General features: G+C 60.4%; 14 protein-coding genes and 1 pseudogene. 3 read left to right on the top strand and 12 right to left on the bottom strand.

Annotated features, from left to right (window positions below):
* Window positions 1-3 precede the first annotated feature (3 nt).
* From ccoO (EJD88_RS04470) to ccoN (EJD88_RS04445), 6 genes are all read right to left on the bottom strand, one after another.
* Window positions 4-612 (bottom strand): cytochrome-c oxidase, cbb3-type subunit II, encoded by a 609-nt coding sequence (gene ccoO, locus EJD88_RS04470; RefSeq protein ID WP_003193167.1) that lies wholly within the window; start codon window positions 610-612, stop codon window positions 4-6.
* The gene (ccoN, locus tag EJD88_RS04465; RefSeq protein WP_112196428.1) at window positions 612-2,054 is read right to left on the bottom strand and encodes a cytochrome-c oxidase, cbb3-type subunit I; all 1,443 of its coding nucleotides are present in this window, start codon (window positions 2,052-2,054) and stop codon (window positions 612-614) included. Before ccoN (EJD88_RS04465) ends, ccoO (EJD88_RS04470) begins: the two co-directional genes overlap by 1 nt.
* Before the next feature lie 354 nt (window positions 2,055-2,408).
* Window positions 2,409-3,356, bottom strand: a complete 948-nt coding sequence (ccoP, locus tag EJD88_RS04460) for a cytochrome-c oxidase, cbb3-type subunit III (RefSeq protein WP_099582659.1) — start codon at window positions 3,354-3,356, stop codon at window positions 2,409-2,411.
* Window positions 3,353-3,553 carry a cbb3-type cytochrome c oxidase subunit 3 gene (locus EJD88_RS04455; protein WP_099582658.1) on the bottom strand — a complete coding sequence of 67 codons (201 nt, stop codon included), beginning with the start codon at window positions 3,551-3,553 and terminating at the stop codon, window positions 3,353-3,355. Before EJD88_RS04455 ends, ccoP begins: the two co-directional genes overlap by 4 nt.
* A gap of 3 nt (window positions 3,554-3,556) precedes the next feature.
* Entirely contained in the window at window positions 3,557-4,165 is a 609-nt protein-coding gene (gene ccoO / locus EJD88_RS04450) for a cytochrome-c oxidase, cbb3-type subunit II (protein WP_099582657.1), read from the bottom strand.
* A gap of 11 nt (window positions 4,166-4,176) precedes the next feature.
* Window positions 4,177-5,601: a cytochrome-c oxidase, cbb3-type subunit I gene (gene ccoN / locus EJD88_RS04445; protein WP_099582656.1), complete on the bottom strand. Its 1,425-nt coding sequence runs from the start codon at window positions 5,599-5,601 to the stop codon at window positions 4,177-4,179.
* A 79-nt stretch (window positions 5,602-5,680) separates the two neighbouring features.
* Here ccoN (EJD88_RS04445) and EJD88_RS04440 point away from each other — a divergent pair, with 79 nt between their 5' ends.
* Entirely contained in the window at window positions 5,681-6,373 is a 693-nt protein-coding gene (locus EJD88_RS04440; RefSeq protein WP_158876954.1) for an alpha/beta family hydrolase, read from the top strand.
* A gap of 95 nt (window positions 6,374-6,468) precedes the next feature.
* On the opposite strand, the gene EJD88_RS04435 is transcribed toward EJD88_RS04440, so the two are convergent.
* The 4 genes and pseudogenes from EJD88_RS04435 to EJD88_RS27455 all read right to left on the bottom strand — a co-directional run.
* A complete protein-coding gene (locus EJD88_RS04435; RefSeq protein WP_112196426.1) occupies window positions 6,469-8,034 on the bottom strand; it encodes a PAS domain-containing methyl-accepting chemotaxis protein in 1,566 nt (521 codons plus the stop codon).
* A 103-nt stretch (window positions 8,035-8,137) separates the two neighbouring features.
* Entirely contained in the window at window positions 8,138-9,034 is an 897-nt protein-coding gene (locus EJD88_RS04430; RefSeq protein WP_158876952.1) for a DMT family transporter, read from the bottom strand.
* Window positions 9,035-9,086: 52 nt separating this feature from the next.
* Window positions 9,087-9,863: a methyl-accepting chemotaxis protein gene (locus EJD88_RS27460; RefSeq protein WP_371926531.1), complete on the bottom strand. Its 777-nt coding sequence runs from the start codon at window positions 9,861-9,863 to the stop codon at window positions 9,087-9,089.
* Window positions 9,864-9,944: 81 nt separating this feature from the next.
* A pseudogene (locus EJD88_RS27455) lies at window positions 9,945-10,697 on the bottom strand (MCP four helix bundle domain-containing protein); the annotation flags it as partial.
* A gap of 404 nt (window positions 10,698-11,101) precedes the next feature.
* Between EJD88_RS27455 and aceK the strand changes: the two are divergent.
* On the top strand, window positions 11,102-12,814 hold the full coding sequence (gene aceK / locus EJD88_RS04420) for a bifunctional isocitrate dehydrogenase kinase/phosphatase (protein WP_099584025.1): 1,713 nt from the start codon (window positions 11,102-11,104) through the stop codon (window positions 12,812-12,814).
* A gap of 52 nt (window positions 12,815-12,866) precedes the next feature.
* Here aceK and EJD88_RS04415 read toward each other — a convergent pair whose 3' ends face one another.
* Entirely contained in the window at window positions 12,867-14,723 is a 1,857-nt protein-coding gene (locus tag EJD88_RS04415) for a restriction endonuclease (protein WP_158876950.1), read from the bottom strand.
* A gap of 456 nt (window positions 14,724-15,179) precedes the next feature.
* Window positions 15,180-15,581: a hypothetical protein gene (locus tag EJD88_RS04410; protein WP_143522407.1), complete on the bottom strand. Its 402-nt coding sequence runs from the start codon at window positions 15,579-15,581 to the stop codon at window positions 15,180-15,182.
* A gap of 617 nt (window positions 15,582-16,198) precedes the next feature.
* On the opposite strand from EJD88_RS04410, the gene hrpA reads away from it, so the two are divergent.
* A complete protein-coding gene (hrpA, locus tag EJD88_RS04405; RefSeq protein ID WP_158876948.1) occupies window positions 16,199-20,110 on the top strand; it encodes an ATP-dependent RNA helicase HrpA in 3,912 nt (1,303 codons plus the stop codon).
* Window positions 20,111-20,293 lie beyond the last annotated feature (183 nt).

The raw sequence follows: 20,293 nt of genomic DNA, 5'->3' as shown, positions 1-20,293 counted from the left end.
AGGTCACCGTTTGCTTTTGATGATGGTGCCAAGGCCTTGCAGGTAGGCCACCAATGCGTCCATTTCGGTCTTGCCCTTCACGGCTGCGGCTGCACCGGCGATGTCTTCGTCGGTGTAGGGCACGCCCAGGGTGCGCAAGACTTCCATCTTCTTCGCGGTGTCCTTGCCGTCGAGCTTGTTTTCCACGAGGAACGGGTACGCCGGCATTTTCGACTCAGGCACCACGTTGCGCGGGTTGTACAAGTGCGCACGCTGCCAGTCGTCGGAGTAACGCCCGCCCACGCGGGCCAGGTCCGGGCCGGTGCGCTTGGAGCCCCACAGGAACGGGTGGTCCCACACGCTTTCACCGGCCACCGAGTAGTGGCCGTAGCGTTCGGTTTCGGCGCGGAACGGGCGGATCATCTGCGAGTGGCAGCCCACGCAGCCGTTGGCGATGTAGACGTCGCGGCCTTCCAGTTCAAGGGCGGTGCGCGGCTTCATGCCTTCGACCGGCTTGTTGGTCACGTCCTGGAAAAACAGCGGAACGATTTGGGTCAGGCCGCCGATACTCACGGCGATGACCATGAAGAAGGCCAGCAGGCCGATGTTCTTCTCGACTACTTCATGCTTCATCAGTGGGCTCCCACAACGGCGATCTGGGCGGCGGCTTCGGCTTGCGCCGGGTCGGAGGCACGCACGGTGCGCCAGACGTTGTAGGCCATGAACAGCATACCGGTGGCAAAGAACGCACCACCCAGGGCGCGGACGATGTAGCCGGGATGGCTGGCTTGCAGCGCTTCGACGAAGGAGTAGGTGAGGGTGCCGTCATCGTTGATCGCACGCCACATCAGGCCTTGGGTGATGCCGTTGACCCACATCGAGGCGATGTAGAGCACGGTGCCGATGGTGGCCAGCCAGAAGTGCGTGTTGATCAGCCCGACGCTGTGCATCTGCGCACGGCCGAACAGTTTGGGGATCATGTGGTACAGCGCGCCGATGGAGATCATCGCCACCCAACCGAGGGCGCCGGCGTGTACGTGGCCGATGGTCCAGTCGGTGTAGTGGGACAGCGAGTTGACGGTCTTGATCGCCATCATCGGCCCTTCGAAGGTCGACATGCCGTAGAACGCCAGGGAGACCACGAGGAAACGCAGGATCGGGTCGGTGCGCAATTTATGCCAGGCGCCCGAGAGGGTCATCATGCCGTTGATCATGCCGCCCCAGCTGGGCGCCAGCAGGATGATCGACATCGCCATGCCCAGGGACTGCGCCCAGTCCGGCAGCGCGGTGTAGTGCAAATGGTGCGGACCGGCCCAGATGTACAGGGTGATCAGCGCCCAGAAGTGCACGATGGACAAACGGTAGGAGTAAATAGGACGTTCGGCCTGTTTCGGCACGAAGTAGTACATCATCCCCAGAAAACCCGTGGTCAGGAAAAAACCTACGGCGTTGTGCCCGTACCACCACTGGATCATCGCATCCGTCGCACCGGCATAGGCCGAGTAGGACTTGAACAGGCTGACCGGCAACGATGCGTGGTTGACGATGTGCAGCATCGCCGTGACCACGATGAACGCACCGTAGAACCAGTTGCCCACGTAGATGTGCTTGGTCTTGCGCTTGACGATGGTGCCGAAGAACACCGCACCGTAGGTCACCCACACAATCGCCAGCAAAATGGCGATCGGCCATTCCAGCTCGGCGTATTCCTTGGTGGTGGTGTAGCCCAGCGGCAGGCTGACGATGGCGCCGACGATGACTGCTTGCCAACCCCAGAAGGTAAAGGCGGCGAGGCCGTCGGAGATCAGTCGCGTCTGGCAGGTGCGTTGCACGACATAGTAGGAGGTGGCAAACAAGGCACATCCGCCGAAGGCGAAAATCACCAGGTTGGTGTGCAGCGGGCGCAGGCGACCGAAGGTCGTCCATGGCAAGTCGAAATTCAATTCCGGCCAAACCAGTTGCGAGGCGATGAACACCCCGAGCCCCATGCCAAGGATCCCCCAGACCACCGTCATGATGGCGAACTGGCGGACTACCTTATAGTTATAAGCAGTCGGACTGATTGCTGTGCTCATTCTAAGGTTCCACGGTTTAGGTTTTTTTATAGGTAAAATCGGCCGCAAGTATGTAGAAAGCGAGGGGCCATTGCAACGCAATGGCTGACCTGGATCAATGCGTTCAACGCCAGATTCTGCGCCCTTTCCATGTTTGGCGTAAGGACAAAATCAGAAATCGAAAGCTGATCGAGTGGACAGGAAATTTACGGGGTCGCAACGCTAGCCGTTGCGTACGCCGGAATCGGTCCGCTGTGGGTCAAGCGTAGACCCGAATGGCGAGGGGGGAAAGTTGTGCTTTGGAAGGGTGTGACACTCGGTCACACGGCTCGGTCACTGTGGAGAGGGAGCAAGCACCCTCTCCACAAGTAACAGTTATTGAGGTTGGCTTTCTGGCGTTGCGCCATCAGCGTTGTGGGACAGGCTGTACACGTAGGCGGCCAGCAGATGCACCTTGTCATTGCCTTGCAGCACTTCCTGCGCCGGCATCTGGCCTTGACGGCCATGGCGAATGGTCTGTTGCAACTGCGCCAGGCTGGTGCCGTAGATATAGCCGCCTGGCAGCGTCAGGTTCGGCGCCCCCATGACTTCCATGCCGTGGCCTTCCGGCCCGTGGCACGCTACGCAAGTGGTGTTGAACGCGGCTTTGCCCGCATCCAGGTCGGCAGTGCTGTTGGCCGGCAGCGGCAACTTGGCCAAATCGTGGCGGACATAGGCAGCAACGTTCTTCACACCGTCATCACCCAGCATCTCACCCCAGGCCGGCATCGCCGCGTGGCGACCGTTCAGGATGGTGGTCTTGATCGCCTCAGCCGAACCGCCCCAGCGCCAGATGTTGTCCGCCAGGTTGGGGAAGCCGAACGCGCCCTTGGCATCCGAGCCGTGGCACACCGCGCAGTTGGAGGCGAACAGGCGACCGCCCATCTTCAGCGCCTGCGGGTCCTTGGCTACTTCTTCCACAGGCATGGCCGAGAATTTGGCGAAGATCGGCCCGAACCTGGTGTCGGCCTTGGCCATTTCCTTGTCCCATTCCTTGGCCGACGTCCAGCCGTCTTCATAACCCGGCAGCACGCCTTTCCAGTTGCCCAGGCCGGGGTAGAGGACCAGGTAGCCGACCGCGAACACCAGAGTGCCGGCGAACAGCATGAACCACCACTGGGGCAGCGGGTTGTCGTATTCCTCGATGCCATCGAAGGCGTGGCCCATGGTCTGGTCCACGCTGCCTTTGGTCTCGCCCTTGCGGGTGCCGATCAACAGCCAAGTCAGGCCGATCAGGCTGCCGAGGGTCAGTACGCAGATCCATGTACTCCAGAATAGGGTCATGGCCGGTTGCTCCTTGTTGCAGGCGCTTCTTGAGCGTCGGATGGAGAAGGTTCATCGGCGAAGGGCAGCAGGCGCGCCTGCTCGAATTCCTCATTGCGCCGGTTGTTGAACACCCACAGCGACAGGCCGATAAAGGCAATGGCGACGACCAGCGTGCCAAGGCCGCGGATGGTGCCCGCATCGAATTCAAATCCCATGGCTCACCTCTTGCTCTTGATGGCAGTGCCGAGCACTTGCAGGTATGAAACCAGCGCGTCCATCTCGGTCTTGCCCTTGAGGCTGGCGACCGCGGCAGTGATGTCGTCGTCGGTGTACGGCACGCCGAGGGTGCGCATCACCTTCAACTTGGTCTCGGTGTGGCTGCTGTCGACCTGGGCCGTGACCAGCCACGGGTAGGCCGGCATTTTCGACTCGGGCACCACGTTGCGCGGGTTGTACAAATGCGCGCGGTGCCAGTCGTCCGAGTAGCGGGCGCCGACGCGTGCCAGGTCCGGACCGGTGCGCTTGGAGCCCCACAGGAACGGGTGATCCCACACGCTCTCGCCCGCCACGGAGTAGTGGCCGTAGCGTTCGGTTTCGGCGCGGAACGGGCGGATCATCTGCGAGTGACACTGCACACAGCCTTCGCGGATGTAGATGTCGCGGCCTTCCAGTTGCAGCGCGGTGTAGGGTTTCATGCCTTCCACCGGCTTGTTGGTCACATCCTGGAAGAACAGCGGGACGATCTGGGTCAGGCCGCCGATGCTCACAGCAAGCACCATGAGCAGCATCAGCAGGCCGACGTTCTTTTCAATCGTTTCGTGTTTCATCTACAGACTCCTCAGGCCAACTGCGCAGTGGTAGTGGCTTCGACTGGCTGCGGCGAACGCACGGTGCGCCAGGTGTTGTAAGCCATCAGGAACATGCCGCTGAGGAACACCGCACCGCCCACCAGCCGCACGATGAAGCCTGGGTGACTGGCCACCAGGGTTTCGACGAAGGAGTAGGTCAAGGTGCCGTCTTCGTTGATCGCCCGCCACATCAGGCCCTGGGCAATGCCGTTGACCCACATCGAGGCGATGTAGAGCACGGTGCCGATGGTGGCCAGCCAGAAGTGCGCGTTGATCAGGCCGAGGCTGTACATCTGCTCGCGACCGAAGATTTTCGGGATCATGTGGTACAGCGCGCCGATGGAAATCATCGCCACCCAACCGAGAGCGCCGGCATGTACGTGGCCGATGGTCCAGTCGGTGTAGTGGGAGAGGGCGTTGACGGTCTTGATTGCCATCATCGGGCCTTCGAAGGTCGACATGCCGTAGAACGCCAGGGAGACCACGAGAAAACGCAGGATCGGGTCGCTGCGCAACTTATGCCAGGCGCCCGACAGGGTCATCATGCCGTTGATCATGCCGCCCCAGCTCGGTGCCAGCAGTACCAGCGACATCACCATGCCCAGGGACTGTGCCCAGTCCGGCAGCGCGGTGTAGTGCAAGTGGTGCGGGCCGGCCCAGATGTACAGTGTGATCAGCGCCCAGAAGTGCACGATGGACAAGCGATAGGAATACACCGGACGTTCGGCCTGCTTGGGCACAAAGTAGTACATCATCCCCAAGAAGCCAGCGGTGAGGAAAAAGCCTACCGCGTTGTGCCCATACCACCACTGCACCATGGCATCCGTCGCACCGCCGTAGAGGCTGTAGGACTTGGTCAGGCTGACCGGGATTTCCAGGTTGTTGACGATATGCAGAATCGCCACGGTGATGATGAACGCACCGAAGAACCAGTTGCCGACATAGATATGCTTGGTGTTGCGCTTCATTACCGTGCCGAAGAACACGATGGCGTAGGCCACCCAGACAATGGTGATCAGGATGTCGATCGGCCATTCCAGCTCGGCGTATTCCTTGGAACTGGTGTAGCCCAGTGGCAAGGTGATCGCGGCCAGCAGGATGACCAGTTGCCAGCCCCAGAAGCAGAACGCGGCGATTTTCGGCGCGAACAGCTGAGTCTGGCAGGTGCGTTGCACCGAATAGAACGAGCTGGCAAACAGCGCGCAGCCGCCGAAGGCGAAGATCACCGCGTTGGTGTGCAGTGGGCGCAAACGGCCAAAGCTGGTCCAGGGCAAATCGAAGTTGAGCGCGGGCCAAACCAATTGGGCGGCGAGAAAAACCCCGAGCCCCATGCCGACGATGCCCCACACCACCGTCATAATGGCGAATTGGCGGACCACCTTGTAGTTATAGGCGGTACTTAAAGTAGTGTTCATGGTTCCCCATCCACGGTTCAACCCAAGCAAGTGCGGCACTTGGGCTGGAGTTATAGGCAGACTAAATAGCGAGGCAAGCATGGGCAAAGAGCACAAGGCCAGTATTGACGGGGATCAATGGGCGCAGTGTGTGCGGGAACGCGGCTGGTTGTGGGATGGGGCGAAAGGGTCTATCGCGCGCCCGCCGGTGACGCTGATCCTGGCCCACGGCGCCGGTGCGCCGATGGACTCATCCTTCATGAACGACATGGCTGCACGCCTTGCCGGGCATGGCGTCAACGTGCTGCGCTTCGAATTTCCCTACATGGCCCAACGCCGGTTGGACGGCGGCAAACGCCCGCCGAACCCGGCGCCGAAACTGCTGGAAGCCTGGCGCGAGGTGCATGCCGAGGTGCGACGTCATGTCGCTGGGAAACTGGCCGTTGGCGGCAAGTCCATGGGCGGGCGCATGGCCAGTTTGTTGGCCGATGAACTGGGCGCGGAAGGGCTGGTGTGCCTGGGCTATCCGTTCTATGCCGTGGGCAAGCCGGAAAAACCACGGGTCGAACATTTGGCGGGGCTGAAAACGCCGACGCTGATCGTGCAGGGAGAGCGCGATGCGTTGGGCAATCGGGCGGCGGTGGAGGGGTATGTGCTGTCACCGAGCATCGAGGTGATTTGGTTGGTGGCGGGAGATCATGACTTGAAGCCGTTGAAGGCATCGGGGTTCAGTCATGAGCAGCATCTGGAGGCTGCTGCGGTGGCAGTGGCTGGGTTTTTGGGTGGGCTTTAGGGCCCTATCGGGGGCAAGCCCCCTCCCACATTTTGACCACATTCCAAAGTTGGAACTCGGTCCAATGTGGGAGGGGGCTTGCCCCCGATAGCGGTCTACCGGTTAAACCGCTCAACCAGCGAATACTGGGTATTGGCCGTATGCGTCAGCTCTTCACTCAATTGCGCCGAATTGAGCGCCTGCTCCGACGTCTGGTCCGCCAACAACGCAATCGTACTGATGTTGCGGCTGATCTCTTCAGCCACCGAGCTTTGCTCTTCAGTCGCTGCTGCAATCTGCGTCGTCATGTCAGTGATGTGCGCCACCGCTTCGCTGATTCCCACCAACGCCTGATCCGCTTCCATCACCCGCGCCACACCTTCTTCAGCCTGGCGATGCCCGGCGTCCATGGTTTGCACGGCCGCGGCGGCGGTTTGTTGCAGCTTGGCGATCAGGGCATGAATCTGCCCGGTCGACTCGGCCGTACGCTGCGCCAGCTGGCGCACTTCGTCGGCCACCACGGCAAACCCTCGGCCCATCTCGCCGGCACGCGCCGCTTCGATGGCGGCGTTCAACGCCAACAGGTTGGTCTGGTCGGCAATGCCTTTGATCACGTCGACAACGCCGCCGATCTCGTCACTGTCCTTGGCCAGTTGGGTGACGGTCACGCCGGTCTCACCCACAGCCACCGACAGGCGCTGAATCGCCTCGCGGGTTTCCCCGGCGATGTCGCGGCCGCGACCGGTCAGGCGATTGGCTTCCTGGGTGGCATCAGCCGTGCGCTGCACATGGCTGGCGACTTCCTGGGTGGTCGCCGCCATCTGGTTGACCGCCGTGGCCACCTGCTCGGTTTCCACACGCTGGCGCTCCAGACCGCTGGAGCTGTTGTGCGCCAGGGTGTTGGACTGCGCCGCCTGGTCGTTCAGATGCTCGGCAGTGTCCTGCAAGCGCGTAAGACAGGTCTTCAGACGTGCTTCCTGGCTGAGGATCGACATCTCCAACCGCGCCTGTGCGCCACGGCTGTCGGTGTACATCTGCGCGATCAACGGGTCGGAGGTGGTCTGCTCGGCCAGGCGCAGCAGGCGCTTGAGGCCGCGCTGTTGCCAGCTCAGGCCCAGCAGGCCCAACGGCACCGACAACCCTGCCGCCAGGGCAAAGCCCCAGTGGGAATTGAGCGACGCACCGATCATGAAACTCAACTGGCTGACCAGGATAAACGGCAGCCAGTCCTGCAACACCGGCAGCCACTTGTCCCGCTGGGGAACGGCCGACTTGCCCTGGTTGATGCGTTGGTAGAGCGCTTCGGCCCGGCGGATCTGCTCGGCGGTGGGCTTGATGCGCACCGATTCGTAGCCGACCACCTGGTTGCCTTCGAAGACCGGCGTCACATAGGCGTTAACCCAGTAGTGATCGCCGGTCTTGCAGCGGTTCTTGACGATGCCCATCCATGGCAAGCCTTGTTTGAGCGTGGTCCACATATGCCCGAACACCGCCGCCGGCACATCCGGGTGACGCACCAGGTTGTGCGGCGCGCGCAGCAGTTCTTCACGGGTGAACCCACTGATCTCGACGAAAGCGTCGTTGCAGTAGGTGATCACGCCTTTGGCATCTGTGGTTGAGATCAACCGTTGCTGAGCGGGGAAGGTACGTTCGCGCTGGGTAACGGGTTGGTTATTACGCATGGTTGTTCAATCCGCAAGGCTTTCAGGGGGTATCGGCCGGAACGGAGGTTTATTTAACTTATTTTTGCAACAATCAGCTGGCCAGCACCCACATGAAACCTGCCTAGCTCGCCCTAGCCAGCTTCCCCGGTCGCAGCACCAGCCACAACGCCCCCGCGATGAGCACCCCGCCATACACATGCGCCATGGACAACGGCTCATCCAACAGCAGCGCGCCCCATAGCACGCCAAACGGCGGAATCAGGAACGTCGTGGTCATCGATCTCACCGGCCCAATGGCGGTAAGCAAGCGGAAATACAACACGTACGCAAACGCCGTACACCCCAATCCCAACCCCAGCAACGACACCCACACCTGCCACCCACCCCAACTCGCGGGCGGATGGCTGATCGCACTGTAGGCAAACAACGGCAGCAGGAACAACGTCGCGCCGAGCATGCTGCCCAAGGCCGACAGGCGACTGTCCAACCCACCCCGCTGGTCCAGCCAGCGCCGTGCGAGGAAACCGGCAAAGCCATAGCAGGTGGTGGCCAGCAGGCAGGCCACGGCGCCCATCAACAATTCCAGGTCAAACGCCACCGGTCCCGCACGGGTCAGCACACCAACGCCAAGCAGGCCCAGGCTGACCCCGGCGATTTTCGACGCGGTCAGGCGTTCGCTGAAGAACAGCCCGCCAATCAACACCCCCATCAACGGCGTGGTGGCGTTGAAGATCGCTGAGTAACCGGCCGGCAGCACTTGGGCGGCCACTGAATACAGGGTGGCCGGGATGCCGGAGTTGATCACACCCAGTAGCAGGACGGTTTTGAATTTGCCCTGGAAGTCCCACTTCACTCGCATCACCGCCAGCATTACGAGCAAGCCGGCGGCGGCTATGGATACGCGAAAAAATGCGGTCGGGATGGGGCCGATTTCCGGCGCGATGATGCGCATGAACAGAAAGCTCGCCCCCCAGATGGCAGCCAGTCCCAGCAGGTAAAGGGTGTCGACAGGTCTCACGGAATATTCCTAAATCAATAAGGCGGCGAGTGTTGCACGCCGCTTTCACTGATTACAGAACAAACCGCGTCACCAGCCCATTCAGGTCCACGGCCAGGCGCGACAGTTCCTGGCTGGCGGCCGAGGTCTGGGTCGCACCGGCGGCGGTCTGGGTGGACAGGTCGCGGATATTCACCAGGCTGCGGTCCACTTCACGGGCAACCAGCGCTTGCTGCTCGGCGGCGCTGGCGATTACCAGGTTGCGCTGGCTGATTTGTGAAATGGCCGCGGTGATTTTCTCCAGGGCGTTGCCCGCGCTGTTGGCCCGTTGCAGGGTCTGGCCGGCGTGATCGGCGCTGCTGTTCAGCGCTTCGACGGTATTTTGGGTGCCTTGCTGGATACCGCTGATCATTTGCTCGATTTCTTCGGTGGAGTCCTGGGTGCGCTGCGCGAGGGAACGCACCTCATCGGCGACCACCGCAAAACCGCGCCCGGCTTCACCCGCACGCGCGGCTTCAATCGCCGCGTTGAGGGCCAGCAGGTTGGTTTGCCCGGCGATGCCACGGATCACTTCCAGCACCTTGCTGATGTCCTGGGCCTGCACCGCCAGGCCTTCGGCCTTGTTCGAGGCGCCGAGCACTTCGTCCACCAGGTTCTGAATCGAGCTGATGGTTTCGCTGATCTGGTAGTGACCGTGCTTGCTGTCTTCATCCGAGGCCTGGGACGCTTCGGCGCTCGACACCGCATTGCCCGCCACTTCGTCCACGGCCGCACTCATTTCGGTGACAGCGGTGGCGGCTTGTTCGATTTCATCGTTTTGCGCTTGCAGGCCACGGGTGCTTTGTTCCATCACCGAACTCATTTCTTCGGCGGCCGACGCCAATTGCTGCGCCGACTCGCTGATGCCTCGGATAGTGGTCTGCAACTGTGTCTGCATGGTGGCCAGGGCACTGAGCAATTGGGCCGGCTCGTCATGGCCTTGCACCTTGATCGGCTGGCTCAAGTCGCCGGCGGCGATGGTGCGCGCCACGGTCAGCGCCTGGCTGAGCGGCGCGGTGATGCTGCGGGTCAGCAGCCAGGCCAGCAGCAAGGTGGCGATCAGTGCAATCACAATGATCAGGCCGACCACCCATTGCGCGCTCGAATACATCTGTGCAGCGGAATCGGCGGCGGCTTCGACACCGTTCTGGTTGAAGACGATCAGCTTTTCCAGGCTCTGGCTGAGCAACGTGCCTTGAGGGGCGAGACGGTTGTTGAGCAGGTCAATGGCGTCTTGCTGCTGATCCTTGTCGATCAAATCAACCATCTGGCTGACGATCGCCAGGTAGCCGGCCACGTCGGTTTTCACCTGCTTGAGCATCTCGCGCTCTTCGTCGTTGGTCAGCAGGGTTTCATGGTGATCCAACAGGGTTTGCAGGTCGCTGCGCTGGCGGGTGATCAGGTTTCTGCTCGTGTCGCGCACCCTTGATTCATCGGTGGTCACCAGGCGCAAGGCCTCCAGGCGGATGCTGGCCACGAAGGCGGCGCTGTCGTGGATATTCTCGATGCTCGGCATCCACGACCGTTCGATGACCAGCGCGCTTTCGCGCAGCTTGGCCATCTGCCCCAGGCAGAACAGCCCGACAATCACCAGCAAGCTGGCCAACACCCCAAAACTCAGACTGGCACGCAGACCGATCCTCATGTTCCTCAATGACATCTCAATGCTCCTTGTGCGATTAGAACCTGCTCCCGGATCGGTCTTTTGACCTTGTTAGGGTGGGAGAGGGCGCGCTATATATCAAAGTGCCACTACCGTGGTAATCGGGGTTTCCCTTAGTTGGATCCAATCCTCGGGGCGGAATCAGTAATGGAATCGGGTCTGCTATTTTTGCTGCCGGGGTGCCAAGCCCCGCCGTTAGCGGCTATTGGGCGAACGCAAGGCGACAACACGGTGTTTTTATTGACCGTATGGTCGAATTAAATAAATTGAAAACAAATGTACAAAGTCAGCGAGGGGGTACAACGCTGCGCAAAAAATCACCCTTCTCCTGCTTACGTACACTGGCTAAGCTCAGGGCTTCCCGATGCCCGTTCGAGGTTTCCCGCATGTCGCAACCCACGCCCGCCCTCGCGATTGCCCGCAAGATCCTCGACGGCTTCGACGATTACCGTGAGCACTTTCGCCAGATCACCGATGGCGCCCGCGAGCGGTTCGAGAAGGCCCAATGGCAGCAAGGCCAGGCCGCCTCGGCGGCGCGGATCAACCTCTATGAAGAGAAGGTGTTTGAGGTGATCGCAGGCCTGCACGCCCGCTTCGATGACGTGGACTTATTGGATATCGACCTGTGGCCTTTGGTGAAAAGCGCCTACATCAGCCTGATCGACCCGCGTTTCGACGATGAGCTGTCCGAGACCTGGTACAACTCGATCTTTTGCGGCCTGTTCAGCCACGACCTGATCAGCGACGGCTGCATGTTTATCCACACCACCCGGCCAAGCCTGCGCAAGGCGCGGGCCGCGCAGACCCGCACCTACCTGCCCGCCGGCAACATCGGTGAGATGCTCGCGCAGATGTTTGCCGACTACCGTTTCAGCGAACCCTATGCCGACCTGAACGCCGACCTGCAGCGCCTCGAAGCGCAACTGCGGGAAAGCCTGCCCGACTGGGTCTGCAAGGACCCGGACCTCAAGGTCGAGCTGTTTTCCTCGGTGCTCTACCGCAACAAAGGCGCCTATCTGGTAGGGCGCCTTTATACCCGCGACGAACAATGGCCCCTGGTGATCCCGTTGCTGCACCGCGAAGGGCAAGGCATCCAGATCGATGCGCTGATCACCGACGAAGCCGAGGTGTCGATCATCTTTTCGTTTACCCGTTCCTACTTCATGGTCGACGTGCCAGTGCCGGCGGAATTCATCGGTTTTCTCAAGCGCATCCTGCCGGGCAAGCACATCGCCGAGTTGTACACCTCCATCGGTTTCTACAAGCACGGTAAGTCGGAGTTCTACCGTGCGCTGATCAATCACCTGGCCACCACCGACGACCAGTTCATCATGGCCCCCGGCGTGCGCGGCATGGTCATGAGTGTGTTTACCCTGCCGGGCTTCAACACCGTGTTCAAGATCATCAAGGACCGCTTCTCGCCGTCGAAAAACGTCAACCGCGCCACGGTGATCGAGAAATACCGCCTGGTTAAAAGCGTCGACCGCGTCGGGCGCATGGCCGATACCCAGGAGTTCGCCGACTTCCGCTTCCCCTTGAGCAAGTTCGAGCCCGAGTGCCTGGCCGAGTTACTGGAAGTGGCCGCCGGCACGGTCGAAGTGGAAGGCGACACGGTGCTCATTCGCCACTGCTGGACCGAACGGCGCATGACCCCGCTCAATCTCTACCTGGAAAACGCCAACCCGGCCCAGGTGCGCGAAGCCCTGGAAGACTATGGACTGGCGATCAAACAACTGGCGGCGGCGAATATCTTTCCCGGCGACATGCTGCTGAAGAACTTCGGTGTTACCCGTCATGGTCGCGTGGTGTTTTACGACTACGACGAAATCTGCTACCTCACTGAAGCCAACTTCCGGCATATCCCGGCGCCGCGTACGCCCGAAGATGAGATGGCCTCCGAGCCCTGGTACTCCATCGGCCCGCTGGACGTGTTCCCGGAGGAGTTCCCGCCGTTCCTGTTTGCCGATGCCGGCCAGCGCAAGTTGTTTGATGAGCTGCATGGTGAGTTGTACAACGCCGACTATTGGAAGGGACTGCAAGAGGCGATTCGGGAGGGGAAGGTGATTGATGTGTTTCCGTATCGGCGCAAATCAGCTTAAGGGGCTGGATGCTTAGCGGGGCAACATACAACCGCTGCCCCAGAAAACCGGCTTATTTGAGCGCCCACTGGCGGCTGAGCGGGGTGTTTTCGGCGCCGTCGTCCAGGGCTTGCAGGTACGCTTCATAACCTTTCCTGACGGATGCAGGCATGCCGACGACTGGCGTATGCACCGGCGTCGTGCCTTCCGACTTTGCCTTGGCGATGAATGCATCGCTGCCAAGATGGCGCAGATTGATGACCTCATCAATGAAGCGGCCCGCTCGGGCATTGTCGATGTTGGGGTACCGGTCTGCGATACCTGCGCGCAGCATGGTGCGGTCGTCGGTGGTGTAATTGTTTTCGCCGTTGGCTACGTAAGCGGGAATCAGGCCTGATAGGGCGGCTGCAGAGCCTTTCACCGTGCCCAACTGAGGGGAAACGACCACGGAAGGCACTTGGTTCGAGACCTGGTTCTCTACTTCGCCAACGACGCCGCGAACACCTTTTTTCGTGCTCTGTTGCTGGAAATACTCGCGGGCCGCCAGATAGTCCGACACGTGGTTGCTTAAAACCTGCAGGGCTGGCGCGTGCGCGGTCTGGGCCGGCCAGGCCTGTAACTGCGCCGTGATGGCAGGACTCTCTGCGCCTTGCATGATCAGGCGTGATAGCTCTTCACCGGCCTCTCCTGGTAGTTTTTCCAGCTGCTGTAAAATACGATCAGCCGCATGATCCTGGTAGCTGTGCTGAACATTGGCGGCCAACTGCGCCACGGCGGCACCGACAATCAACAGGCCGCTGCTGCTGTTGCTGCCCCGGGTTTGCAGGCCCAGGACAGTCTTGAAAGGCTGGTCGCCATAGACTTGATCGTAGTCGTAGACGGGTTCGAGCTGATGCCGCAGATCGCCGAGTATGGCGCCGCTGCTTCCCGGCTTGTCGATGTCCTGGCCAAGGGCATAGACGTAGTAGTCGGCATCCAGAACGCTATGAGGGGCCTGCGGGTCGCTGCCGGGCTTGCTATAGCTCAATTGTAAAGGCGCGCCATCAGGGCTCGGGTTCGGACGGATATCGAGCGCGTCCACGCAGACCAGATTGTTCTGGGCCACTTGCGGCGCAAATTTCAGTTGATGGCCATCCAGTAGGACCGGCTTGGTACTGCGGATCAGCCAATTGACCTTTGCTCCCAGCTCTTTCGCACGCTCCACGGCATCAATGCCCGCGTTGGGGCCGTGCACCACCACATGTTTGCCTGCGAATTTTTCGGGGGTGCGGTCGGTGGCCCGCATGAACTCATCCAAGTCCATGACTTTGCCCTGCAAGGCCTCCTGCTTATGCAGACGAATATTACCCAAGCGTTTTTCTGCCTGGGTCTGCGTGCAGTCGGTGTTCAACAGGCTTGTATGCGGACCCGCTCCCATGCCCAATACCACTTGGCGGCTTTCTATGGCCTGGCCGTTGCCTAAGCTGATCCGGTAGAGGCCATTTTTCAAGCGGCTTATACCGGTTATCTGCTCCGGCACATGTTCCGCGCCTAACGCTTTCACGCGTTCCAGTTGCATCTGGTTACTTGCTGAAAATTCGCCCCGGTCGGCATAACCCGCATTGTAAGCAGGTACCGTTGAGCCCCATTGGTCGATAATTTCATGTTGATGGTTGATGTAGCCGAGACCGCGAACATTGGCCGACCAGGGATCTTCCTGGCCGATGATGCTGACTTTTCCCAGCAAGGGATTAGTGCGGCCGTCTGAGGAAACCCGCTGGTTTAATTCATTGATCAGGTAGGCGACGCTGCTGCCCACGCCCACAACTGTCAGATCACGCACCCGGTGAGGGTTCAGTGGGGCGTCGGTGTTGCCAAGGGCTTGGGCGCCTATCGGCCTGTGTGACTGCTGCAAGGGTTGGGAAGCATACAAATTTTTTCCAAGAAGCATCGGGATAATCCTATTTTGAAAGGCCTCATCCGCAGGCGTAAGTACTCATCCTTGGTGCTGGGAATCACAGGGGGGCGAGGATCAACGCCCCATTAAAGCGATTTCTCCCGGAACAGCCGTAAGGATTGCTCTGAGTGAATTGAGGACTCTGCCGTCTTCCGACGTAAGAAAGTTCATCGCTGTGTCAGCTGGCGGTGAGCTTACCGAACACCTAAATTAAGGGCGGGGGTATCCGCCTGTTTTTAAGCGTACGCGATAGCCCTTAAATGCGAAGACGGGATGCCAGGCCGCTTATGTTGAAAGGCCTGTAGGACGTGATCCGCGCCGGTAAGATCATCGATGTATTGTCTTGCCGGCGCAGGTGGGGCGGAGTTTCTTGAAACGCTAACTCATCGTGTATCAGTAGTTTAAAGGGCAGTCATTTACACGTTGACGCAAGTACTGGTCGACGTTGGTTTACCGCTTACCATCTACTATGCTTTTTAATACAATGTCACTCCAATTGCTCGCTCGGTTCCTGTCTGTCTCGTTGGGGGCCTTGCTCTGCGCGTTCGAAGTTTCCTTGTACAAGTCCTTCATGGAATCTTTATAGGATTGATCGATATTTTTGGTCGAGCCGCCCTTGCTTTCCAGTTCTAGTTTTCTTTGTAACAAGCCTATAGGCCTATCCAGGGAGCTTTGCTTGATGCTAGACGTAGGGAAGTCTGTGGGAAGCTTCTTAAGCGTCTCGATTGTTTTCCATGAGCTAGAAGAAGCCGATGCACCCTGTGGTGCTTGTTCTGGAGTGCGTTGGTGCTTTTCCGCAAAGGAATGACCATAACCACCCACGCGAGAAGAAGACATACGATCTATAGGCATAAAAACTCCGATTGGTAATGTTGGAGCGCGCTAAAAAATAGGCGCTGCTAAAATGAGTTGGCCCGTTCAGCGGCAGTATCAAAGACCGCTCATAAAGTTCATTCCCCGATTGGTCTGGCTCGTCGTGTGGTAGTTCGAGATCCGAGCGGCCGTCAAATTAGTTGCAGGCGCCGATGACGTCCGGTCGTTCGAAGTCGACGAGGACTTTTGCGTATAGGGTGGAGGGAATTCGTATTGCGGCGGCGGCAGCGATTCGCTTGAGCGTGGTTGCGCCCTCATGGCATCTGTGTAGCTCGGAAGTCTTGGTGTGGAAGTGGAGGAATCGATGGGCATATAACGCTCCGAGTTCAAGGTGGAATATTCTGACTGTCCAGATGAATCTGGACGGTGTATTTGAACTGCACATACCTAACCCAATACATCGGACTTCAGCTTTTAAAGAGTCGGAAAGGAGGCCTGTTTTTTGTAGGAGCAGTCGTTGTGATTCGGTTGCCAGCGCCGCTACCCGATGATGCAACGTCTCCAGTCGTGTCGAAATCTGCGACAATCGCTTCCATTCCATCGACTCATGCTGCGCAGGCCTCACCTGCCTCACCCAAAAGACCCTTGCCGCCCTGATGACTGACCAAGCGCCCGCTATCGACCAACTGCTCAAGAACCTCGATCACGCCATGCTCGCCGACCGCCACCGCTTGCGGCGGCAGTTGCTTGAGCTGCGCAAAAAGCCCGACGAGGAAAAACTGGCGCAGTGGGTCACGCGCATGCAGGCGTCCTGCGCCCAGGTCACGGCGCGGCGCGCCAGCCTGCCGGTGATTCGCTACGACGACAGCCTGCCGATTGCCGCCAAGCGCGACGAGATCAAAGACGCGCTGAACAAGCATCAGGTCCTGATCATTGCCGGCGAAACCGGCTCGGGTAAAACCACCCAGTTGCCGAAGATCTGCCTGGAAATCGGCCGCGGCCAGTACGGTTTGATCGGCCACACTCAACCGCGCCGGATCGCGGCGCGCAGCGTGGCCAGTCGGGTTGCCGAAGAACTGGCCACGCCTTTGGGCGCGTTGGTCGGCTATCAGGTGCGGTTTGAAGACCAGAGCGATTCCAACACCCTGATCAAGCTGATGACCGACGGCATCCTGCTGGCGGAAACCCAGAACGACCGTTACCTGGAACGCTACGACACGATCATCGTCGACGAAGCCCACGAACGCAGCCTGAACATCGACTTCCTGCTCGGTTACCTGAAAACCCTGCTGCCACGTCGCCCCGACCTCAAAGTCATCATTACCTCGGCGACCATCGACCTGGAGCGCTTTTCCAAGCACTTCGACGATGCGCCGATTGTCGAGGTCTCGGGCCGCACGTTCCCGGTGGACACCTGGTACCGCCCGCTGACCCTGGAGCAGGACGAAGAGGGCAATCGCGTCGAGGACGACCTGACCGTCGACCAGGCGATCCTCGCCACCCTTGATGAAATCGCCGCCTACGAGCGCAGCGAACGGCGCAGCCCCGGCGATGTACTGGTGTTTTTGCCGGGTGAGCGCGAGATTCGCGACGCCGCCGAGATGCTGCGCAAGGCCCAGCTCAAGCACACCGAAATCCTGCCGCTGTACGCGCGCCTGTCGCCGGCCGAGCAACAACGGATTTTCCAGTCCCATCCGGGCCGGCGCGTGGTGCTGGCGACCAACGTCGCGGAAACCTCGCTGACCGTGCCGGGCATTCGTTATGTGATCGACAGCGGCACCGCGCGCATCAGCCGCTACAGCTACCGCGCCAAGGTGCAGCGCCTGCCGATCGAGGCTATTTCCCAGGCCAGTGCCAACCAGCGTAAAGGCCGGTGCGGGCGGGTTGAGCCGGGCATATGCATCCGGCTGTTCAGCGAAGAGGACTTTATCGGGCGCCCGGAGTTTACCGATCCGGAAATCCTGCGCACCAACCTCGCCGCCGTGATCCTGCAGATGCTGCACCTGCGCCTGGGTGAAATCACCGACTTCCCGTTTATCGAGCCGCCGGACGGCAAGGCGATCAGCGACGGCTTCAATCTGCTGCAAGAGTTGTCGGCAGTGGACCGCAACAGTCAACTGACGCCCTTGGGCCGCCAGTTGGCGCGTCTGCCGGTGGACCCGCGCATGGGCCGCATGTTGCTGGAGGCCGCCAAACTTGGCAGCTTGCAGGAAGTGCTCATCGTCGCCAGCGCCATGTCGATCCAGGATCCGCGTGAGCGCCCACCGGAGCGCCAACAGGCCGCCGACCAGGCCCATGCCCAGTGGAAAGATCCGGACTCGGACTTCGCCGGGCTGGTCAATCTGTGGCGCGGCTTTGAAGAACAGCGCCAGGAACTGACCGCCAGCCCGCTGCGCAATTGGTGCCGCAAGAACTTCCTCAACTACCTGCGCCTGCGCGAGTGGCGCGATTCCCATCGCCAGTTGAGCCTGATCTGTCGCGACATGCAGTTGACGATCAATAAAGAACCGGCGGATTTCCCGAAACTGCACAAAGCGGTGCTCTCCGGGCTGCTCAGCCAGATCGGCCAGAAAACCGAAGACGGCGATTACCTGGGGGCGCGCCAGCGGCGCTTCTGGATTCACCCGTCATCGGGCATCGGCAAGAAGCGTCCGCAATGGCTGATGACGGCCGAGCTGGTGGAAACCACCAAACTGTATGCGCGCATGGTCGCCAAGATCGACGCTGATTGGATCGAGCCGCTGGCCGGGCACCTGATCAAGAAAAATCACTTCGAACCGCATTGGGAGAAAAAGCGCGGCCAAGTGGTGGCGTTTGAGCAGATCACCCTGTTCGGGCTGATTGTGGTCGGGCGCCGGCCGGTGCATTACGGGCCGATTGACCCGGTGGTGTCCCGCGAGCTGTTTATCCGCGAGGGCCTGGTGCGCGGTGAGATCCAGTCCCGGGCCAAGTGCCTCACCGCCAACCAGCAACTGCTGGAACAACTCGACGAACTGGAGGCCAAGGCGCGCCGCCGCGACATCCTGGCCGACGAAGAAACCCTGTACGCCTTCTACGACGCGCGCCTGCCAGCAGAGATCCACCAGACCGCGACCTTCGACAGTTGGTACAAGGTCAACAGCCAGAAAGACCCGCAGTTGCTGATCATGCGCGAAGAAGACGTGCTCGCCCGCGAGGCCAGTGAAGTCACTGCCACCCATTACCCGGACACCCTGCACCTGGGCGACCTGGAACTGGCCCTGAGTTATCACTTCGAACCCAACCACCCGCGTGATGGCGTGACCCTGCGCGTACCCGCGCCGCTGCTACCGGCCTTGCCGCCGGAGCGCCTGGAATGGCTGGTGCCGGGGGTGATCGAAGCCAAGTGCATCGCCCTGGTGCGCAACCTGCCGAAGGCGCTGCGCAAGAACTTCGTGCCGGTGCCGGACTTCGTCAAGGCCGCGCTGCAACGCATCGAATTTGGCCAGGGCTCGCTGCCCCAGGCGCTGGGGCGCGAACTGTTGCGCATGACGGGCGCGCGGGTCAGCGATGAGGCATGGGCCGAGTCGGCGCAACAGGTGGAGAACCACCTGAAGATGAACCTGGAAGTGGTCGACGGCCAAGGCAAGTTCCTCGGTGAAGGTCGCGACCTGGCCGAGCTGACCGCACGTTTTGCCGAAGCCAGCCAGGCTGCGTTGGCCGTGCCGCAAACAGCGAAAAGCCAGCAGCCGGTGGAAGCCAAGGTGTTCGCCGCCGTGGCCGAGAAGACCCAACAGAAGATCGCCGGGCTGTCGATGACGGTGTATCCGGCGCTGGTGGAAGAAAACGGTACGGTCAAGGAAGGCCGTTTCTCTACCGCCGCCGAGGCTGAGTTCCAGCATCGCCGCGCTTTGCAGCGCCTGCTGATGCAGCAACTGGCGGAACCGGCGAAATTCCTGCGCGGCAAGTTACCCGGTCTCACCGAGTTGGGGCTGATGTACCGCGAATTGGGGCGGATCGACGCGCTGGTGGAAGACATCCTGCTGGCCAGCCTCGACACCTGCGTGCTGGAAGGCGAAGCTAGCCTGCCGCGTGATGGCGCAGGCTTGGCCGCCTTGGCCGAACGCAAGCGCGGCAGTTGGACCGAGCACGCCGAACGCCAGGCGCGCTTGACCTTGGAAGTACTGAAGCTCTGGCATGGCTTGCAAAAACGCTTCAAAGGCAAGATCGACCTGGCCCAGGCGGTGGCCTTGAATGACATCAAGCAGCAATTGAGTAACCTGGTGTATCCGGGTTTTGTACGGGAAACCCCGGCGCAGTGGTTCAAGGAACTGCCGCGTTACCTCAAGGCCATCGAGTTGCGTCTTGAAAAACTGCCGAGCCAGGTGCAAAAAGACCGGGTGTGGAGCGGCGAGCTGAGTGGGCTATGGGCGCAGTACCAGAACCGCCTGAACAAACACGCCCAGGAAGGCAAGCGCGATCCTCAACTGGAGCTCTACCGCTGGTGGCTGGAGGAGTATCGGGTGTCGTTGTTTGCCCAGCAGTTGGGCACCAAGGTGCCGATTTCCGACAAGCGCCTGAGTAAGCAGTGGACGCTGGTCGAGGCCTGATTCCTGTCCCACATTTAAGCGGTGTTTGTCTGGAAGTGGCGCCAAATCCCTGGGTTTGTGGCAAACTTCGCGCCCATAAATGCCGGGATTGTCGTGAAGTACTGCGACGCGATGGAATAAAGCGATGCCAGTTTGATGTCCGCTGGACGGAATAAAACTACTTAAAGTTTGGTACGACGGTAC

The sequence above is a fragment of the Pseudomonas sp. PB105 genome, from assembly GCF_009764655.1.
GTDB classification, from domain to species: domain Bacteria; phylum Pseudomonadota; class Gammaproteobacteria; order Pseudomonadales; family Pseudomonadaceae; genus Aquipseudomonas; species Aquipseudomonas cyclaminis.
The sequence above is the reverse complement of the archived record's forward strand: the minus strand, read 5'-3'. Positions and strand labels throughout refer to the sequence as shown.

Excerpts from the sequence above, each read along its gene's own strand:
- ccoO (WP_003193167.1), bottom strand. The coding sequence starts at position 612 with ATGAAGCATGAAGTAGTCGAGAAGAACATCGGCCTGCTGGCCTTCTTC.
- ccoN (WP_112196428.1), bottom strand. The coding sequence starts at position 2,054 with ATGAGCACAGCAATCAGTCCGACTGCTTATAACTATAAGGTAGTCCGC.
- ccoP (WP_099582659.1), bottom strand. The coding sequence starts at position 3,356 with ATGACCCTATTCTGGAGTACATGGATCTGCGTACTGACCCTCGGCAGC.
- EJD88_RS04455 (WP_099582658.1), bottom strand. The coding sequence starts at position 3,553 with ATGGGATTTGAATTCGATGCGGGCACCATCCGCGGCCTTGGCACGCTG.
- ccoO (WP_099582657.1), bottom strand. The coding sequence starts at position 4,165 with ATGAAACACGAAACGATTGAAAAGAACGTCGGCCTGCTGATGCTGCTC.
- ccoN (WP_099582656.1), bottom strand. The coding sequence starts at position 5,601 with ATGAACACTACTTTAAGTACCGCCTATAACTACAAGGTGGTCCGCCAA.
- EJD88_RS04440 (WP_158876954.1), top strand. The coding sequence starts at position 5,681 with ATGGGCAAAGAGCACAAGGCCAGTATTGACGGGGATCAATGGGCGCAG.
- EJD88_RS04435 (WP_112196426.1), bottom strand. The coding sequence starts at position 8,034 with ATGCGTAATAACCAACCCGTTACCCAGCGCGAACGTACCTTCCCCGCT.
- EJD88_RS27460 (WP_371926531.1), bottom strand. The coding sequence starts at position 9,863 with ATGGAACAAAGCACCCGTGGCCTGCAAGCGCAAAACGATGAAATCGAA.
- aceK (WP_099584025.1), top strand. The coding sequence starts at position 11,102 with ATGTCGCAACCCACGCCCGCCCTCGCGATTGCCCGCAAGATCCTCGAC.
- EJD88_RS04415 (WP_158876950.1), bottom strand. The coding sequence starts at position 14,723 with ATGCTTCTTGGAAAAAATTTGTATGCTTCCCAACCCTTGCAGCAGTCA.
- EJD88_RS04410 (WP_143522407.1), bottom strand. The coding sequence starts at position 15,581 with ATGCCTATAGATCGTATGTCTTCTTCTCGCGTGGGTGGTTATGGTCAT.
- hrpA (WP_158876948.1), top strand. The coding sequence starts at position 16,199 with ATGACTGACCAAGCGCCCGCTATCGACCAACTGCTCAAGAACCTCGAT.